This is a genomic window from Serratia sp. GW822-FHT06D09 (assembly GCF_058799515.1).
Genome location: NZ_JBXALO010000011.1, coordinates 1 through 16,586 on the forward strand (window position 1 = coordinate 1; position 16,586 = coordinate 16,586).

Consider the following 16,586-nt stretch of genomic DNA (forward strand, 5'->3'; position numbering starts at 1 on the left):
GTTCGGCTTCACCGTGGATAACGTGGTGGCCAAGGCGCAGGCACTGCTGAAATAAGGCATCTCGCGTCGCATTACCCCAGGCCCGGCATCTTGCCGGGCTTAGTCTAATGACAAACAGCCGAAAAACGTGGTTTTCGGCTGTTTGGGGTAAATCTGAAGACATAATCCCTTGTTTTTATTCGTCCCAAGATCGGAATTTTTAACTGCAAAGGACTTTGTTATCAATCTGAGCCCGGCATCTTGCCGGGCTTTTTCATTTGGGCAGATACGCGCTTTAAATTCTATATCCCCCTCCCCCTCGATTGAGTTAATCATAATCGGGTAGCTTATACCCTTACTTTATTTTAAACGGCGCCCACCCCATCACAATGGCATAATTAAAACAAAATAACCCCCGCGATAGTTTTATTAAGAAATCAATTCCTGAGATATTTATTGATTTTTAGTGCCATTATTTTTATTGCAAAACGGAATATTGGTAAACATCTCATATAACCAATGAGTCTGTATTACTTAGGATAATTCGCACACACTCAAGCAATAAAGTTAAAATACAGAAAAAAAACAATAACTTAAAAATAAACACATCATAATTCAATAGATTGTAACTATTAATAGTTATTTTTCGATCGATAGCACCGATAGATTTGACCGATCAAAAAATAAAAATTAATAGATTGAACGATACGATTATAGCGTGTAATTTTCATTCCTATTTTAAAACCACAAAGGAATAAAATAAAAAATCATAAGACAAAAAATGTTTCCCTCCGCATTTAGAATCACCCAACAAATGAAATAGGGATATTTACATCCAACATGAGGGAGGCGTCATGATTATTATCAGCGAAACACTTGGAAACATAAATCAGCACAAAGAGTGGCAAGACAAGATCAGCGGAACCTCACCAGACTACCTTATTTTGGACGCTGCGCAGTTGGAAAAGGAATGTCATCAACAATCCACCCATGATGGGCTGAGGCTGGCCGTGTTTATGCCGCCCAACAGCTCACTGGCGGATGGCGACATTTTAATCTGGGATGAAGAGACGAAAAACGCCGTTATCGTGAAGGTTATCTCGCATGACATTATGGTAATTAACCTGCAGCGCCTGCTCTGCATCAATGCAGACGCCATTATTCACTATACGTTCAAACTGGGTTTGATTTTGGGGCAGCATAAGCTGCACGCCATGATAAAGAACAACCTGGTTTACGTCCCGATCACCATCGCGACCAGCACGTTGGACGCCCTGTTCAAAGAAAACAGTTTCCACTCGCTGTCCTATTGGTATGTCAACGGCGCCGATATATCGTCCTTGTTAACCCCCAATGAAATCGATCTGCTGTTCGACGGTATCTTTCCCTCTAGCCATGCATGACACCAGTAACCTACCCCGCTCGCTGTCAGCATTCTTTTTATAAATCAGAGGCCATTCACCCAAGCAACAGAGTATGAACACCCCAAAAAGCCGATGTGATAAAAGGAGTTTTCCATGGCAATTAATATGCAGATTTTTATTAATGACATGCTTAAATGGATAGAAAGCAATTTGGGCGCAGAGCTGGATATAGAGACCATTGCCAAGAAATCCGGCTACAGCAGATTCCATATTCAGCGGCTTTTCAAATTGCATGCCGGACTGACCATTGCCCAATATATCAGAATGCGACGAGTCACCGAGGCGGCGATCGCCCTGAGGTTCACCGACAGAAAAATCATGGATATCGCACTAGACTATGGCTTTGACTCTCAGCAGGTTTTTACCCGAATATTCAAAAAACAGCTAAAGACCACGCCAGGCGAGCTGAGGAGAAGCAAGCAATTAAACAATAAGCGGCTCTGCCATTCCTTATACATGCCGACGATGCCACAAAAAATTCCGACGGGCCCACCTAACGCCCACAAGCATAGTTAGCGAACGTGGGGTCATCTCGCCGTTCACCGGCGAGATGACCCATCGGCATCAGTCCATAATCCGATGAATTTGCAGGTACTGCAGCAGCATGATGGTTTTGCCGTCTTTAATACGGCCGTCGGCAATCATCGCCACCGCTTCGGTAAAGGGCAGTTCTACTACCTCAATATCTTCGTCTTCGATACCGCCGCCGGCCGCATTGCGCTCGTCGTCATGGTACTCGGCAATAAAGAAATGGACGATCTCGGTTACGCCGCCTGGCGACATATAGGCTTCGAAAATCTTCTGCACGTCACCGACCTGAAAACCGGTTTCTTCTACCGCTTCGCGACGTGCGCATTGCTCTGGAGAATCGGCATCCAACAAGCCGGCACAGGCCTCTAACAGCATGCCGCTGTCGTTGCCATTCACATAGGTCGGCATGCGGAACTGATTGGTCAGCACCACGGTCCCTTTGGCACGGTTGTACAACAAAATGGTGGCGCCATTGCCACGATCGTAGACTTCGCGCATCTGCTGAACGGAGCCGCCATCCTTACGCTTGAGATCAAAAGTATATTTGTGCAGCACATACCAGTTATCCGAAAGCAGCTCTTTCTTCACATTCTCAATTTTCGCCGACATGAACCCTTCTTCTTTTCCGTTAGCTGAAACGCAAAAATGATACCGCGATTAAGCGCCGAAGGGGCAATGGATTTGCAACAAAAAAGCCCCGCGGCTCATGGAGCGCTACGGGGCATTTGACCGCAAAAGATTTAGAACCCGTTAGGAACGTCGCGCATGTCCGGCAGCTTGTGCGCAATCCCCTTGTGGCAATCGATGCAGGTCTTGCCTTCCGTTACCGCCTTGTCGTGCATCTTCGCCGCCACGGTTTTCTGTGCGGTGAAGTCCATATACTCGAAGTTGTGGCAGTTACGGCACTCCTGAGAATCGTTGGCCTTCATTCGCGCCCATTCGTTGCTCGCCATCGCCAGCCGATGCTGGTCAAACTTCTGCGGCGTGTCGATCAGGCCGAACGCCTTGGCGTACAGCTCCTTGCTGGCCTTTATCTTGCGCAGCATTTTCGGCGCCCATTCATGAGGCACATGGCAATCCGGGCAGGTCGCACGCACGCCGCTGCGGTTGTTGTAATGAACCGTGCCCATGTACTCCTCGTAGACGTTTTCACGCATTTCATGGCAGCCGATACAGAACTGCTCGGTATTCGCCGCCTCCATGCCGGTATTGAAGCCGCCCCAGAAGATGATCCCGGCGCCAAAGCCCAGCAGCAACAGCGTGCCCAACGCCAGGCGGCTTGGCCTGCGCCACCAGCGCCATAAACGTAACAGCAGGCCGGGCTTTTTCTCAGTCGTGGTGTGTTTGCGTTCGCTCATAGCTCCCCCGCTTAGCGCCCAAAGCCCGGCATGGGCTGGAAATCATTGCCGACAATCGGCGCCGCGTCGGTTTGCGGTACGTGGCACTGCAGGCAGAAGTAGCGACGTGGCGCGACATCGCTCAGCACCTTGCCGTTCCGGTCCATAAAGTGCGTCGGGCTGATGCGCGGTGCGCCGGTGGTGCGGTAATGCTCCACCCCGTGGCACTGCAGGCAACGGTTGGTGTTCTTGCTGATCTGGTAACCGTCAACGCTGTGCGGGATCATCGGCGGCTGATTGACATAGTTCAGCGCCATCCGTTCCTGCTGTTTCGGCATCGAAATCGGCCCGCCGACCGAGGCGGACACTTCCGGAGACTTGCTGAGATCAACATCACCCGCGGCAAACGCCAGGCCGGCGAACGCCAGCGACAATAAGGTCACCCACAGGGCAAGCGTCTTTTTCATAACAGGGCTTTTCATTTTTATTTGGCTCCCGGGTAATAAAATGGGGTCTTCATTCGCAATTCGTCAGCCTCACACCTTCTGCAACTTCACGGCGCATTTCTTGAAGTCGACTTCTTTAGAAAGCGGATCGGTGGCGTCCAGCGTCAGGTTGTTCACCAACTGCGCCGCATCGAAGAACGGCATGTACACCAGCCCTCTTGGCGGGCGGTTACGGCCACGAGTTTCGACAGAACTGATCACCTCACCGCGGCGCGACAGCACCTTGACCTTGTCACCACGACGCAGGCCACGGCTTTTGGCATCCAGCGGATGGATAAACAACACCGCCTGCGGGAAGGCGCGATGCAGCTCCGGTACCCGTCGGGTCATGGTGCCGGTGTGCCAATGCTCCAGCACCCGACCGGTGGAAAGCCAAAGATCGTATTCGCCGTCCGGGCTTTCCGCCGCCGGTTCAAACGGCAGCGCAAAGATCACCGCCTTGCCGTCGGGTTTACCGTAGAAACGCACCGCTTCGCCCGCCTTCACATACGGATCCGTTCCTTCGCGGTAGCGCCACAGCGTTTCTTTGCCGTCCACCACCGGCCAACGCAGACCGCGTGCCTGGTGGTAACTGTCGAACGGCGCCAAATCGTGACCGTGGCCACGCCCGAAACCGGCATACTCCTCAAACAACCCTTTCTGCAGATAGAAGCCGACTTCCCGCGCTTCATCGTTGAGCTGGTCCGCCGGGATTTCCGACAGCGGGTACTTATTGACCTGGCCGTTGGCGAACAGCACGTCGTACAACGTTTTGCCGCGATATTCCGGCTTTTGCGCCAGCAGATCGGCCGGCCACACTTCCTCAACCTTGAAGCGTTTGGAGAACTCCACCAGTTGCCACAGATCGGATTTTGCCTCGCCCGGCGCTTTCACCTGCTGACGCCAGAACTGAGTACGACGCTCCGCATTGCCATAGGCGCCCTCTTTCTCCACCCACATGGCAGTCGGCAGGATCAGATCGGCGGCTAATGCGCTGACGGTCGGATAGGGATCGGACACCACCACAAAGTTGCGCGGATCGCGCCAGCCCGGCATCCTTTCTTCATTGATGTTCGGCCCGGCCTGCATGTTGTTGTTACACATCACCCAGTAGGCGTTCAGCTTGCCGTCTTTCAGCGCACGGTCTTGCGCCACCGCATGCAAACCGACTTTCGCCGGGATGGTGCCGGCCGGCAGTAGCCATTTCTGTTCGGCGATTTGGCGGTGTTTCTCATTGGTGACCACCATGTCAGCCGGCAGACGGTGAGAGAAAGTCCCGACCTCACGTGCGGTGCCGCACGCAGAAGGCTGGCCGGTCAGGGAGAACGGCCCGCAGCCGGGCTTGGAGATCTTGCCGGTCAGCAAATGCAGGTTGTAGCACAGGTTATTGGCCCACACGCCGCGCGTATGCTGGTTGAAGCCCATGGTCCAGTACGACACCACCTTGATGTTCGGGTCGGCATACAGCTTCGCCAGCGCTTCCAATTGGTCTTCCGGTACGCCGCTCATTTGGGCCGTTTTTTCCAGCGTGTATTCCGCCACGAAGGCTTTGTACTCTTCGAAACTCATCGGCTCGGAGGCATCTGAACCCGGGTTTTTCGCTTTTTTCTCCAGCGGATGCGTCGGGCGCAAGCCGTAGCCGATATCTGTCGCACCGCGGCGGAAGTTGACGTGCCGATTCAGGAAGTCCTGATCTACCGCGTTGTTTTGAATGATGTAGTTGGCGATGTAGTTCATGATCGCCAAATCGGTCTGCGGCGTGAACACCATGCCGTTGTCCGCCAGTTCGAAGCTGCGGTGCTCAAAGGTGGACAACACCGAGACGTTGACGTGCTGGTTGCTCAGGCGACGGTCGGTAATGCGCGACCACAGGATCGGGTGCATCTCCGCCATGTTGGAGCCCCACAGCACGAAGGCGTCGGCCTGCTCGATATCGTCATAGCAGCCCATAGGCTCGTCCATGCCGAAAGTACGCATAAAGCCCACCACCGCCGACGCCATGCAGTGACGTGCGTTAGGATCCAGGTTATTGGAACGCAGCCCGGCCTTGAGCAACTTGGCGGCAGCGTAGCCTTCCCACACCGTCCACTGGCCGGAGCCGAACATACCGACCGCCTCTGGGCCTTTCTCTTTCAAAGCCTGCTTGAACTTGTCGGCCATGACGTCGAAAGCCTGCTGCCAACTGACCGGGGTAAATTCGCCTTCCTTATGGTACTGGCCGTCTTTCATGCGCAGCAGCGGCTGAGTCAGACGGTCTTTGCCGTACATGATTTTTGGCAGGAAATAGCCTTTGATGCAGCTCAACCCACGGTTGACCGCCGCGTCCGGATCGCCCTGCGAGGCAACGATACGGCCATTCTGAGTGCCGACCAGCACCCCGCAGCCGGTGCCGCAGAAACGGCATGGCGCTTTGTCCCATTTGATAGCGTCAGCACTGCCCGCCACCGCCTGTGCCACTGTGGGAATAGTCAGTCCGGCGGCGGCCGCAGCGGCTACCGCGGCATTAGCTTTCATGAAGTCTCGACGACTGAGTTTCATGGCGTTACCTCACCTTGAGTGTCCTGCTGGTGATAAACCAGCGATACCGCCAGCACGCCGTCCAGATTGCGCACCGACTCAATTTTTTCCAGCAGCCCTTGAGAGCATGCCGCTTGCATCACTACCACCAGCTTGCCGTTCTGCTGATCCTGCGCCGGAATTTCCGTGTCAGCGATCGCCAGCAAGGCCGTGACGAGTTGGGGAAAGCTTTCCGGTCTCGCCTGCACGACCAGACCGCTGACATGCCATTCGCTATTCATCATTATTATTTTCGCTCTGGGTTAAGGTGACGGCGCCGGTCGGGCAACCGGCGACACAGGCGCCGCAGCCGTTGCAGGCTGCCGCATCCAATACCGGCTGCGCCATTTCGCCCAAGCGGGGCCGAAAGCGGATCGCCTGGGGCTCGCAGCTGTCCTGGCAGCTGCGGCACTCCACGCCCCGCTGTGCCAGGCAGGCAGTACCGAATACCGCGTGTTGTCGCCAGGGGGTTTCCGTCAGTGGACGAAACACGGGTTCCGCGCAGGCCTGCGCACAACGCCCGCAAAACGTGCATTCCGCGCGTTGGAAATCAATTTCGGGAAAACCGCCGCTGCCGCTGATGAGCACCCCGGTTTCACAGGCGCGAACGCAGGCCTGACAGCGGGTGCAATCGGTAATAAAAAGGGATCCTTGCCGCGACCACGGGGGACGGATCGCAGCGGTTGGCTGACGCCATTGTCCTCCGAGCAGTTTGCGTCGCGACAATATGGTCATGCTGGTTATCCTTGACATTGCAAACACGGCATCGCGTGTAAATAGAACCTGTTTTTGTATTGTTATTGTTGCTGCTGTGCCCAGTGGGTTTCATCATGCTGACAGGCATAAACCCCTGAGAAAGACGGGGGTAAGATAAGAGGAGCGCGGGGGGTATATAATCCCCCTAAAGGGGTAAATACGGGGGTAGTTTGCGCCAGATCAATCTATTAATGGGGGTCGCGGGGTTTTCGTCCCCGATCTGCCGTCAAACGCTATCTAGTTGATTATATAACGTAGGTGCTTACCGCTGCGACGAACGACCTGGCGCACAATGCCGCGCATTTTAGTTGCAAAAGTTATAATTTTGCTTTCGAATGAAACCCGGCAATGCCCATTGCCTGCAAGAGAAGGATGAAGGATTGCTTGTTAAACGTTCAGTGACCAGCAGCCTGGCCAAGGCGCTGTTTTGCATTGTGATTCTGTCCGTGCTCTCTACCGGGTTGGCGCTGACCACCGTCGCGGACAGCCTGCGCGATGCCGAAGCGGTCAACATCGCCGGTTCACTGCGCATGCAGAGCTACCGGCTGGCCTATGATCTCACCCGCTCCGCCCCGGAGCTGGAACAACACCTGCTGCAGTATCAGCAGTCTCTGCAGGCCCCGGCATTGCAAAAGCTCGATCGTTTTTATGTGCCTGCGGACGTGCGGGAAAAATACCTGTCGCTGCAGCACGCCTGGCAACCGCTGGCACAGCAAATCCAGGCCGGTCAGTCGGCCGATTATCAGGCCAATATCGCCGGCTATGTTAACCAGATTGACCATTTCGTGTTAGCGCTGCAGCGTTATTCCGAGTTGAAACTGACCATCGTGGCCACCATTAGCGTCGTGGGCTATATCGCCATCATCGGTCTGGTGCTGTTTTGCATCCGTTTTATGCGCCGTCAGGTAGTGGCGCCGCTCAAGCATCTGGTGGACGCCAGCCAGCGTGTGCAACAGCGCGATTTTAACCATCTCCCGTTGGATACCGCACTGCCGAACGAGCTGGGCGTGCTGTCGCAGGCCTTTACCGCCATGTCCGGCGATCTGGCCAAACTTTACCAGTCGCTGGAACAGAAAGTGCAGGTGAAAACCCAGCGCCTGCAGCAGGCGAACAAGACGCTGGAGGTGCTGTACAACTGCTCGCAGGCGCTGAGCGTGCGGCAGATAGATCAGCAGGCTTTTGAGAAAATCCTGCATATCGTGCGTCAAAGTGAAGATTTGCACTGCATCCGCTTAAAAGTGGCGGACAGCCTCAGCGAATGGCAGTTGCACAGCGGTCTCCCTTCATCGACGCTGGACTGGCAATCGCTGACCATCATCCAGGGCGACAAACCGCTGGGGGAACTGAGCTGGCAATATCAGGAACACCCGCCGCATCCGCACCTGATGCAGAGCGTGGCCAACATGCTCAGCCGCGGGGTTTATTTTAACCGGGCGCAGAAACAGCACATGCAATTCCTGTTGATGGAAGAGCGCGCCACCATCGCCCGGGAACTGCACGACTCTCTGGCGCAGGCCCTGTCGTTTTTACGTATTCAGCTCACTTTGCTCAAGCGCACGTTGGCGGACAGCACCCCCGACGCACAAGAGATTATCGCCGATTTTGATCGGGCTCTGGCCGATGCTTATCGCCAGCTGCGCGAGCTATTGACCACCTTCCGCCTGAACATTCAGGAAGCCGACTTGAACACCGCATTGAACCAATTGTTGGCGCCATTAAAGGTTCTTACCGCAGCACGGATTCAGTTACACTGTCGGCTTTCTTCCCAGGCGCTTAACGCTCAGCAGCAGGTACATGCGCTGCAAATTGTGCGTGAAGCGGTGCTCAACGCCATCAAACATGCCGATGCACGGGAGATCGTGATTCGCTGTGAGGTCACGGCCGAGGGTGACAACAGGATCAGCATCGCTGACGATGGCTGCGGTATTGCCAGCCTGAATGAACCTGAAGGTCACTACGGGCTGACCATCATGAGCGAACGCGCCGCGCGGCTGGGGGGAACGCTGCGCATCCAGCGGGGTGAGCCAGACGGCACGGAGGTCCGCCTGACATTTCCGCCATAAAACCACGGCCGTTCACCCTTCGTTACGGTTTAACGATGTCCGACGGTCATTTCAGGATGTTTGTGGCGCCAATTGCCACTATTTTATAAGAGTCAGTCCCACTGTGAAGCGTGCTGGACAGCGCGTTTGAGTGGCTTTACTCGCTACAGGGAGCATATTTCATGGTGATGAAGAATTACCGAGTGATGATCGTCGACGACCACCCGCTGATGCGCCGAGGCATCAAGCAGCTGTTGGGGCTGGATCCGCTGTTCAACGTGGTCGCCGAAGCCAGCAACGGCAACGAAGCCATTACTTTCGCGCTGCAGCAGGCTCCGGACGTGATCCTGCTCGATCTGAATATGAAAGGTTTGTCCGGCCTGGACACGCTGAAAGCGCTGCGCAATGAAGGCGTCGATGCGCGGATCATCGTGCTGACGGTATCAGACTCGCGCAACGACGTTTATGCGCTGATTGACGCGGGAGCCGACGGCTACCTGCTGAAAGACAGCGAACCTGAACAGCTGCTGGAGCATATTCGCTCAGCGGCGGAAGGACAAAACGTGATCAGCGACGCGGTGGCGGACTACCTGTTATCCCGCAGTGAACAACATAATCCCTTTGCCGAGCTGACCGAACGCGAGCTGGACGTCTTGCAGGAAGTGGCGCGTGGCCTGTCCAATAAACAGGTGGCGGCGCAACTGCATATTTCTGAAGAGACGGTGAAGGTGCATATCCGTAACATGCTGCGCAAACTGGACGTGCGTTCACGGGTGGCCGCGACGGTGATGTATCTGGAACACCGGAGTCAATAAGGCTTCCCCGGCGCGCCGGGGAGGGTTTATTCGATGGCGGCAAGCAGCGCCTGATGATGCTGGTGAACCCAGCTCTTGTTGATCGGCCCCCAGCTTTCCAACTGGTAAAAACCGTCGTTATTGCGCACGCCCTGCTGAACAAACTGCAATGCCACTCCCAAGCCCGGCAAGGCTTTCAACACGTCTTGCAGGGTGCGACGCGGCCAGCCGGTCAATTCCATCAGCCGCGGGACGTTTGGCCGTTCGCTGTGGCTGATTAACCAGCACAGATAAAGACGACGGGCAAATACCGGGTTAATTTCCATGCCTTGCTCCTGCTTTAAGGTGAGTCCTGATGACGTCGCGGGAACCCCAGCGGTCAGGTCCTTGATTGCAATAAAATTGTCTTAATGACGTTTTTAACGGCAATGATGGCAATATTGCGCGTTTATCCTACCGTTATTTACATTATCTCCTTTTTTTCTCCACGCTTTACTCCCACTTCCCGAGTAAAGTGCATAAGCGCCGGAATCCTTCCCAGCCGCTGATAAACGCAATTCTGATGCGTCTTAAAGATAGAACAAGTCACAACGAGGTTCGCGCTGCATGGCCAATTTTTTTATTGATCGCCCGATTTTCGCCTGGGTTCTGGCAATTATTCTTTGCCTGACCGGCGCCTTGGCGATTTTTTCATTACCGGTGGAACAGTACCCTAACCTCGCGCCGCCAAACGTTCGCATCAGCGCCAACTACCCTGGCGCCTCGGCGCAAACGCTGGAAAACACCGTCACCCAAATTATCGAACAGAACATGACCGGCCTGGACAACATGATGTATATGTCGTCACAGAGCACCAATACCGGCCGGGCTACGGTCACGCTGACCTTTGAGGCCGGCACCGATCCTAACGAGGCGATGCAGCAGGTGCAAAACCAGCTGCAGGCGGCCATCAAACGGCTGCCGCAGGCGGTGCAGACCCAGGGCGTGACGGTGTCGAAATCCGGCGATACCACGCTGATGATGGTAGCCTTCGTCTCCACCGACGGCAGCATGGACAAGCAGGACATTGCCGATTACATCGTTTCCAACCTGCAGGATCCGCTCAGCCGTATCAACGGCGTGGGCAGCATGGACGTCTACGGCTCGCAATACGCCATGCGCATCTGGCTCGATCCCAACAAGCTCAACAGCTACCAGCTCACCACCCAGGACGTGGTCAGCGCGATCCAATCGCAGAATGCGCAGGTGGCGGTCGGCCAGCTTGGTGGTACGCCGTCGGTCGATAAGCAAGCGCTCAACGCCACCATTAACGCACAATCGCAGTTGCAAACGCCGGAACAATTCAAGCAAATCACCCTGCGGGTCAATCAGGACGGCTCACTGGTGACGCTGGGCGATGTTTCCACCATTGAACTGGGTGGCGAAAACTACGACTACCTCAGCCGCTATAACGGTATGCAGGCCGCCGGCATGAACATCAAGCTGGCGTCCGGGGCCAACGAGCTGCAAACCGATCAGTTGGTGAAAGACAAGATTGCCGAACTGTCGCAGTATTTCCCGCACGGGCTGGAGGCGAAAGTCGCCTATGAAACCACCCCGTTCGTTAAGGCCTCAATCAAAGACGTGGTGAAAACCCTGCTGGAAGCCATTGTATTGGTGTTCCTAGTGATGTACCTGTTCCTGCAGAATTTCCGCGCCACGCTGATCCCCACCATCGCCGTGCCGGTGGTGCTGATGGGCACCTTTGCCATCCTTTCCGCCTGCGGATTCAGTATCAACACCCTGACCATGTTCGCCATGGTGCTGGCCATCGGGCTGCTGGTGGATGACGCCATCGTGGTGGTGGAAAACGTCGAACGCGTGATGAGCGAAGAAGGCTTGCCGCCACGGGAAGCTACGCGCAAATCCATGGGGCAAATCCAGAGTGCGTTGGTCGGTATCGCCATGGTGCTGTCGGCGGTATTTATCCCGATGGCGTTCTTCGGCGGCACTACCGGCGCCATTTACCGCCAGTTCTCCATCACCATCGTTTCCGCCATGGTGCTGTCGGTGCTGGTGGCGATGATCCTGACCCCTGCCCTGTGCGCCACCCTGCTCAAACCCATTGCCAAAGGCCACCATCACGGCAAGCGCGGCTTCTTCGGCTGGTTCAACCGCATGTTCAACCGCAACGCCGACCGCTACGAGCGTGGTGTGGCGCGGGTGCTCCATTCCAGCCTGCGTTATATGCTGATTTACGTGTTGCTGCTCGGCGGGATGGCGCTGCTGTTCATCAAGCTGCCGACCTCTTTCCTGCCTCAGGAGGACCGTGGCGTATTCACCGTTCAGGTGCAGCTGCCGCCAGGATCGACCCTGCAGCAAACCACCAAGGTCGTGGAAAAGGTGGAAAATTACTTCCTGACCAAAGAAAAAGAAGATGTGCTGTCGGTGTTCTCCACCATCGGTGCCGGGCCGGGCGGTAACGGACAGAACGTGGCGCGTATGTTTATTCGTTTGAAAGACTGGGAGTTGCGCACCTCAGGTGCCAACAGCTCTTTCGATATCATCGATCGCGCGACTCATGAGTTTAATAAGATTAACGAGGCTCGGGTGATAGCCAGCAGCCCGCCGGCCATCACCGGCCTGGGCAACTCATCCGGTTTCGATATGGAACTGGAAGATCACGCAGGCCAGGGGCACGACAAACTGATGGCGGCACGCGATCAGCTGCTGCAACTGGCTGCGGCCAATCCCCTGCTTTCACGGGTGCGTCACAATGGCCTGGATGACAGCCCGCAGTTGCAAATCGATATCGACCAACGCAAGGCGCAGGCGCTGGGCGTCTCCATCGATGACATCAACAACACGCTGTCGACCGCCTGGGGTTCCACCTACGTCAACGACTTTGTCGATCGCGGCCGGGTGAAGAAGGTGTATGTGCAGGCTGCCGCACCGTTCCGCATGCTGCCCGGCGACATCGACAAATGGTACGTGCGTAACAGCGCAGGCGGCATGGTGCCGTTCACCGCCTTCGCCACCTCGCATTGGGAATACGGCTCACCGCGTCTGGAACGCTATAACGGCAACTCGGCGCTGGAGATTGTCGGCGAAGCGGCTGAGGGCGTCAGTAGCGGTACCGCGATGGCGGAAATGGAGAAAATCGTCAGCCAGTTACCGACCGGCTTCGGTCTGGAATGGACCGCCATGTCCTACCAGGAACGCCTTTCCGGTTCGCAAGCGCCGGCGCTGTACGCCATTTCACTGCTGGTGGTGTTCCTGTGCCTGGCAGCGCTTTATGAAAGCTGGTCGATTCCGTTCTCGGTGATGCTGGTGGTGCCGCTCGGCCTGATTGGTGCCGTTGCCGCCACCTGGCTGCGTGGGTTGGAGAATGACGTTTACTTCCAGGTGGGGATGCTGACCATTATCGGGCTGTCGGCGAAAAACGCCATTCTGATCGTCGAATTCGCCAACGAGCTGAATCAAAAAGGGCAGGATCTGATGTCGGCCACGCTGGAAGCCTCGCGCATGCGCCTGCGGCCGATTTTGATGACCTCGCTGGCCTTTATCTTCGGCGTACTGCCGATGACCATCAGCAGCGGCGCCGGCTCCGGCAGCCAACATGCGGTGGGCACCGGGGTGATGGGCGGCATGATTTCCGCTACCCTGCTGGCGATCTTCTTCGTGCCATTATTCTTCGTGCTGGTACGCCGACGTTTCCCAGGCAAGCAACCTATACCCTAAATAATTGGAGTTGCATCGAGGCGGCAACGCAGCGAATCCCCAGGAGCTTACACTAGGGGGTGAGTGAGGAAAGCCAACAAAGATGCAGCTTTAAGTATGACGGGTATTTAGCCACCACAACGGAAGACGCAGGGGAATAACGGACATAAAAAAGCAGCGTCGGGTAACCGATGCTGCTTTATTTCGAACCCGAGGCTCGATCCCAAGGTGTTTCAATGACCAACCAATAAACCAACCTTGCTATCAACTTTACCGCAGTGTCAGTTACCTAACATCTCATCGATGAAGTCTTTCCAGTTTCCCAACTCACGATCAACCATAATAATTCACAACCTCAATTAATAGACGAAGCGAATTCTACGCCTGTTTTTTGAGCAAGTGAAGCACCTCGGGAACGATGCCACCCGCGAAAACAGGGGATAGTGCACATTTTCGTACTTATCTTATCGAGCAAGAACTGCGGCTATTCCCTTCCGATATCAATCCAGCAAATGAGATAGATAAAAGATCTAAACCGACCGCCATTGGCTGGCGGCCGGAGCTTTAACTCAGCGAGATTTAGAAATCAACGCGCAGGCCAAGGTTGTAGTGACGGCCTTCAAGCTGCGGATAAGCGCCCCAATTGGTGGTGCGTTTAGGGGCCGTATCCAAGATGTTATACACGCCGGCCATCACCTGAGTGTGCTTATCCAGGCGATAAATCACGCCGGCATCCAACAAGGCATAAGCGCTATAGCGGGTATGATTACCGGTATCCTCGTTGCGGCTGCGATAATTGACCTTGGACCAAACGTCCAATGCCGAAGCTGCGGCCCATTTGGCGGATAAGTTGGCCATGTGTTTCGGGAAGTCATTCAGCGCATAACCCTTGTTGATGCCGTTTTTCTGTTCACTCTTGTTAAACGTATAGTTTGCGCTGAGGTTCAAACTGTCGGTCGCCTGCCAATCGGCATTGAGCTCCACACCGTAGACATTGGCCTTGCCGATATTGAAATATTTATCAATGGAATCGGCGTTATAGCCGTTAACCACGCAAGGGTGATTCTCACTCGCCTCGCAGATGTTAACTTCTGCGATTTTGTCCTTGAAGTCGGTATAAAACACCGTGGCGTCGAGGGATAAATCACGGTTGTTGTTCCAGTACAGGCCCAGCTCGGTATTCACGCTGGTTTCCGGCTTCAGCTCGCTGTTGCCCACCGACAGATAGGGATAAGGCGGGTTGCTGCCACGCGGCGTAATGAATTGATCCGAGTTTTCCCGCAGCGAAGGTTTTTTATAGCCGGAAGAGATACCGCCCTTCAGCGCCCAGGCTTCGTCTAAAATCCAGTTGCCGTAGAGTTTCGGGCTGATGTGGGTGCCGAAGTAGTTGTCCCTGTCCATACGCGCCGAGGTTGTCAGCGAAAAGTCATCGATATTCCACTGCCCTTCGGCAAACAGTGCCCACCCATCACGCGAAATTTTGGTTACCGGATCGATCCCCGGCGCTTTTTTACTGTCGGCGTAGAAATCGTCATTGAGCGTTTCGCGGCTGTAATTGGCACCGACGGTCAGGTTATGTTCCCCCAAACTCAGTTTAGCCTGGCTATTCAGCACATAATTTTCAGTCTGGATATGCTGCGGGGCCAGGCTGACGGAGCGATATACCGATTCGCCTTTCTCGTACTGGAAATAACTGGTGGTGGCGACACTGTCATCCGCGTACCACCCCGAATGAGTCAGGCTCAGAGCATCGCGATCGAAGTCCCAGCCCCACGGCGTACCGCCGCCTTTGGCAGAACGGCTGCGTTTTTTCTCCCCTTTGGCCAGGTTCAGATCGAACAGGTTGGTTTCATTGGCGGCAAAGCCGAGCGTCATGTCGAGCGACTTCTTGTTGTTTTTGCTGAAGGCGTTCGGTTTTTCATCTTCACGGCGATCGAGGTAGTCCGCCGACAGGCTGAGGCCCAGTACATCGGGCACCAAGGGCCCCATCAAAAACAGATTGGCTTGTTGGGTGTTACCGAAGTCCTGATGCTGTTGCAGGAAGCTGTTGCCGGCAATCGAGCCAATCCACTCCCGTACGCCAAACGGCTTTTTGGTGATCACGTTGACCACGCCGCCAATGGAGTCGGAACCGTATAACGATGACATAGGGCCACGGATCACTTCAATGCGGTCGATGGCCGCCAGCGGCGGTAAAAAACCGGCTTCGGTACCGATATTCTGACCATACGGGCGCGACTCGCCGGTATTTTGTTTGATGCTGTTGACCATGAACGAGGTGTAACTCGAGTCCATGCCGCGGATCATCACATCGCCGGTCACTTCGCTCCCGGCCCCGTTGCTGACGAACACCCCGGAGACATCCTGCACCGCTTCGGCGACATCCCGGCTGTTCTGCTTTTCGAAGGTCTTTTTATCGATGACGGAGATACTGGCGGGGGCATATTTTTTGTTCTGCTTGAACCCGGAGGCGGTCACCACGACCTGATCCTCTTGCAAGGCATCCTTGTCTTTTTCTGTCCCGCCTTCCTGTGCGTAAACCTGGGGTGCGCACATCAAAGCCAGCGCTATGGCCGTGGCGATGCGGGAGCCCTTTCCCATGGAGGGTTGATTGATCATTTCCTTTCCTAATAAAGCCTGTTTCCGGTGGGTGTTGTCGCCCACAAAGCCTTCCCAAAACGGCTGACGCAATAAAACGCAGTACGCATCAATGCCACCACCAGCGTCGCCATAACGACCTGTCGTTATGATTTTTTATTTACACTTCTTAACAGTCGCCGGGCGAATATAGCGGATATTTTCAGACATTAAAACGAAATGAAAATCATTACGTAGTTTAAACATACCGGAAACATCGCCATTCAATAACATGATTTTATAAGGGATATTTAATAAATCATTATATTTCAATGCCAAACAACCATATCTTCATATGATTAATTAAATGATATTGATATTAATAATCAATATCATTAGCATCTGC

General features: G+C 54.7%; 14 protein-coding genes. 5 read left to right on the forward strand and 9 right to left on the reverse strand.

The window, feature by feature from the left end:
• Positions 1–833: 833 nt before the first annotated feature.
• Positions 834–1,382, forward strand: coding sequence for an urease accessory protein UreE (locus AC1RKG_RS21160; RefSeq protein ID WP_122079972.1), 549 nt, complete (start codon positions 834–836; stop codon positions 1,380–1,382).
• 114 nt (positions 1,383–1,496) lie between these two features.
• Positions 1,497–1,919: a helix-turn-helix domain-containing protein gene (locus AC1RKG_RS21165; protein WP_122079973.1), complete on the forward strand. Its 423-nt coding sequence runs from the start codon at positions 1,497–1,499 to the stop codon at positions 1,917–1,919.
• A 48-nt stretch (positions 1,920–1,967) separates the two neighbouring features.
• Here AC1RKG_RS21165 and nudK read toward each other — a convergent pair whose 3' ends face one another.
• From nudK to napF, 6 genes are all read right to left on the reverse strand, one after another.
• Positions 1,968–2,543: a GDP-mannose pyrophosphatase NudK gene (nudK, locus tag AC1RKG_RS21170; RefSeq protein WP_493183677.1), complete on the reverse strand. Its 576-nt coding sequence runs from the start codon at positions 2,541–2,543 to the stop codon at positions 1,968–1,970.
• A 131-nt stretch (positions 2,544–2,674) separates the two neighbouring features.
• Positions 2,675–3,292, reverse strand: a complete 618-nt coding sequence (napC, locus tag AC1RKG_RS21175) for a cytochrome c-type protein NapC (RefSeq protein WP_020828029.1) — start codon at positions 3,290–3,292, stop codon at positions 2,675–2,677.
• 11 nt (positions 3,293–3,303) lie between these two features.
• Positions 3,304–3,753: a nitrate reductase cytochrome c-type subunit gene (gene napB, locus AC1RKG_RS21180; RefSeq protein ID WP_128865038.1), complete on the reverse strand. Its 450-nt coding sequence runs from the start codon at positions 3,751–3,753 to the stop codon at positions 3,304–3,306.
• Between the two features lie 54 nt (positions 3,754–3,807).
• Positions 3,808–6,294, reverse strand: a complete 2,487-nt coding sequence (gene napA / locus AC1RKG_RS21185; RefSeq protein ID WP_020828031.1) for a nitrate reductase catalytic subunit NapA — start codon at positions 6,292–6,294, stop codon at positions 3,808–3,810.
• On the reverse strand, positions 6,291–6,557 hold the full coding sequence (gene napD, locus AC1RKG_RS21190; protein ID WP_020828032.1) for a chaperone NapD: 267 nt from the start codon (positions 6,555–6,557) through the stop codon (positions 6,291–6,293). The genes napA and napD overlap by 4 nt, the downstream gene beginning before the upstream one ends.
• Positions 6,547–7,047 (reverse strand): ferredoxin-type protein NapF, encoded by a 501-nt coding sequence (gene napF / locus AC1RKG_RS21195; protein WP_020828033.1) that lies wholly within the window; start codon positions 7,045–7,047, stop codon positions 6,547–6,549. Before napF ends, napD begins: the two co-directional genes overlap by 11 nt.
• A gap of 401 nt (positions 7,048–7,448) precedes the next feature.
• On the opposite strand from napF, the gene narQ reads away from it, so the two are divergent.
• Together narQ and narL are read left to right on the forward strand one after the other, a co-directional pair.
• A complete protein-coding gene (gene narQ, locus AC1RKG_RS21200; protein ID WP_046372966.1) occupies positions 7,449–9,131 on the forward strand; it encodes a nitrate/nitrite two-component system sensor histidine kinase NarQ in 1,683 nt (560 codons plus the stop codon).
• 161 nt (positions 9,132–9,292) lie between these two features.
• Entirely contained in the window at positions 9,293–9,925 is a 633-nt protein-coding gene (gene narL, locus AC1RKG_RS21205) for a two-component system response regulator NarL (RefSeq protein ID WP_020828035.1), read from the forward strand.
• 26 nt (positions 9,926–9,951) lie between these two features.
• On the opposite strand, the gene AC1RKG_RS21210 is transcribed toward narL, so the two are convergent.
• Positions 9,952–10,230, reverse strand: coding sequence for a winged helix-turn-helix domain-containing protein (locus tag AC1RKG_RS21210; RefSeq protein ID WP_020828036.1), 279 nt, complete (start codon positions 10,228–10,230; stop codon positions 9,952–9,954).
• 280 nt (positions 10,231–10,510) lie between these two features.
• Here AC1RKG_RS21210 and acrD point away from each other — a divergent pair, with 280 nt between their 5' ends.
• Entirely contained in the window at positions 10,511–13,624 is a 3,114-nt protein-coding gene (gene acrD, locus AC1RKG_RS21215) for a multidrug efflux RND transporter permease AcrD (protein ID WP_046372965.1), read from the forward strand.
• 260 nt (positions 13,625–13,884) lie between these two features.
• Here the strand turns inward: acrD and ypfM are convergent, their stop codons facing one another.
• Positions 13,885–13,944 (reverse strand): protein YpfM, encoded by a 60-nt coding sequence (gene ypfM / locus AC1RKG_RS21220; protein ID WP_100396732.1) that lies wholly within the window; start codon positions 13,942–13,944, stop codon positions 13,885–13,887.
• A gap of 238 nt (positions 13,945–14,182) precedes the next feature.
• The gene (locus tag AC1RKG_RS21225) at positions 14,183–16,222 is read right to left on the reverse strand and encodes a TonB-dependent receptor domain-containing protein (protein WP_048762771.1); all 2,040 of its coding nucleotides are present in this window, start codon (positions 16,220–16,222) and stop codon (positions 14,183–14,185) included.
• Positions 16,223–16,586 lie beyond the last annotated feature (364 nt).

Coding starts and splice junctions, on each gene's coding strand:
- AC1RKG_RS21160 (WP_122079972.1), top strand. CDS start 834: ATGATTATTATCAGCGAAACACTTGGAAACATAAATCAGCACAAAGAG.
- AC1RKG_RS21165 (WP_122079973.1), top strand. CDS start 1,497: ATGGCAATTAATATGCAGATTTTTATTAATGACATGCTTAAATGGATA.
- nudK (WP_493183677.1), bottom strand. CDS start 2,543: ATGTCGGCGAAAATTGAGAATGTGAAGAAAGAGCTGCTTTCGGATAAC.
- napC (WP_020828029.1), bottom strand. CDS start 3,292: ATGAGCGAACGCAAACACACCACGACTGAGAAAAAGCCCGGCCTGCTG.
- napB (WP_128865038.1), bottom strand. CDS start 3,753: ATGAAAAGCCCTGTTATGAAAAAGACGCTTGCCCTGTGGGTGACCTTA.
- napA (WP_020828031.1), bottom strand. CDS start 6,294: ATGAAACTCAGTCGTCGAGACTTCATGAAAGCTAATGCCGCGGTAGCC.
- napD (WP_020828032.1), bottom strand. CDS start 6,557: ATGATGAATAGCGAATGGCATGTCAGCGGTCTGGTCGTGCAGGCGAGA.
- napF (WP_020828033.1), bottom strand. CDS start 7,047: ATGACCATATTGTCGCGACGCAAACTGCTCGGAGGACAATGGCGTCAG.
- narL (WP_020828035.1), top strand. CDS start 9,293: ATGGTGATGAAGAATTACCGAGTGATGATCGTCGACGACCACCCGCTG.
- AC1RKG_RS21210 (WP_020828036.1), bottom strand. CDS start 10,230: ATGGAAATTAACCCGGTATTTGCCCGTCGTCTTTATCTGTGCTGGTTA.
- acrD (WP_046372965.1), top strand. CDS start 10,511: ATGGCCAATTTTTTTATTGATCGCCCGATTTTCGCCTGGGTTCTGGCA.
- AC1RKG_RS21225 (WP_048762771.1), bottom strand. CDS start 16,222: ATGATCAATCAACCCTCCATGGGAAAGGGCTCCCGCATCGCCACGGCC.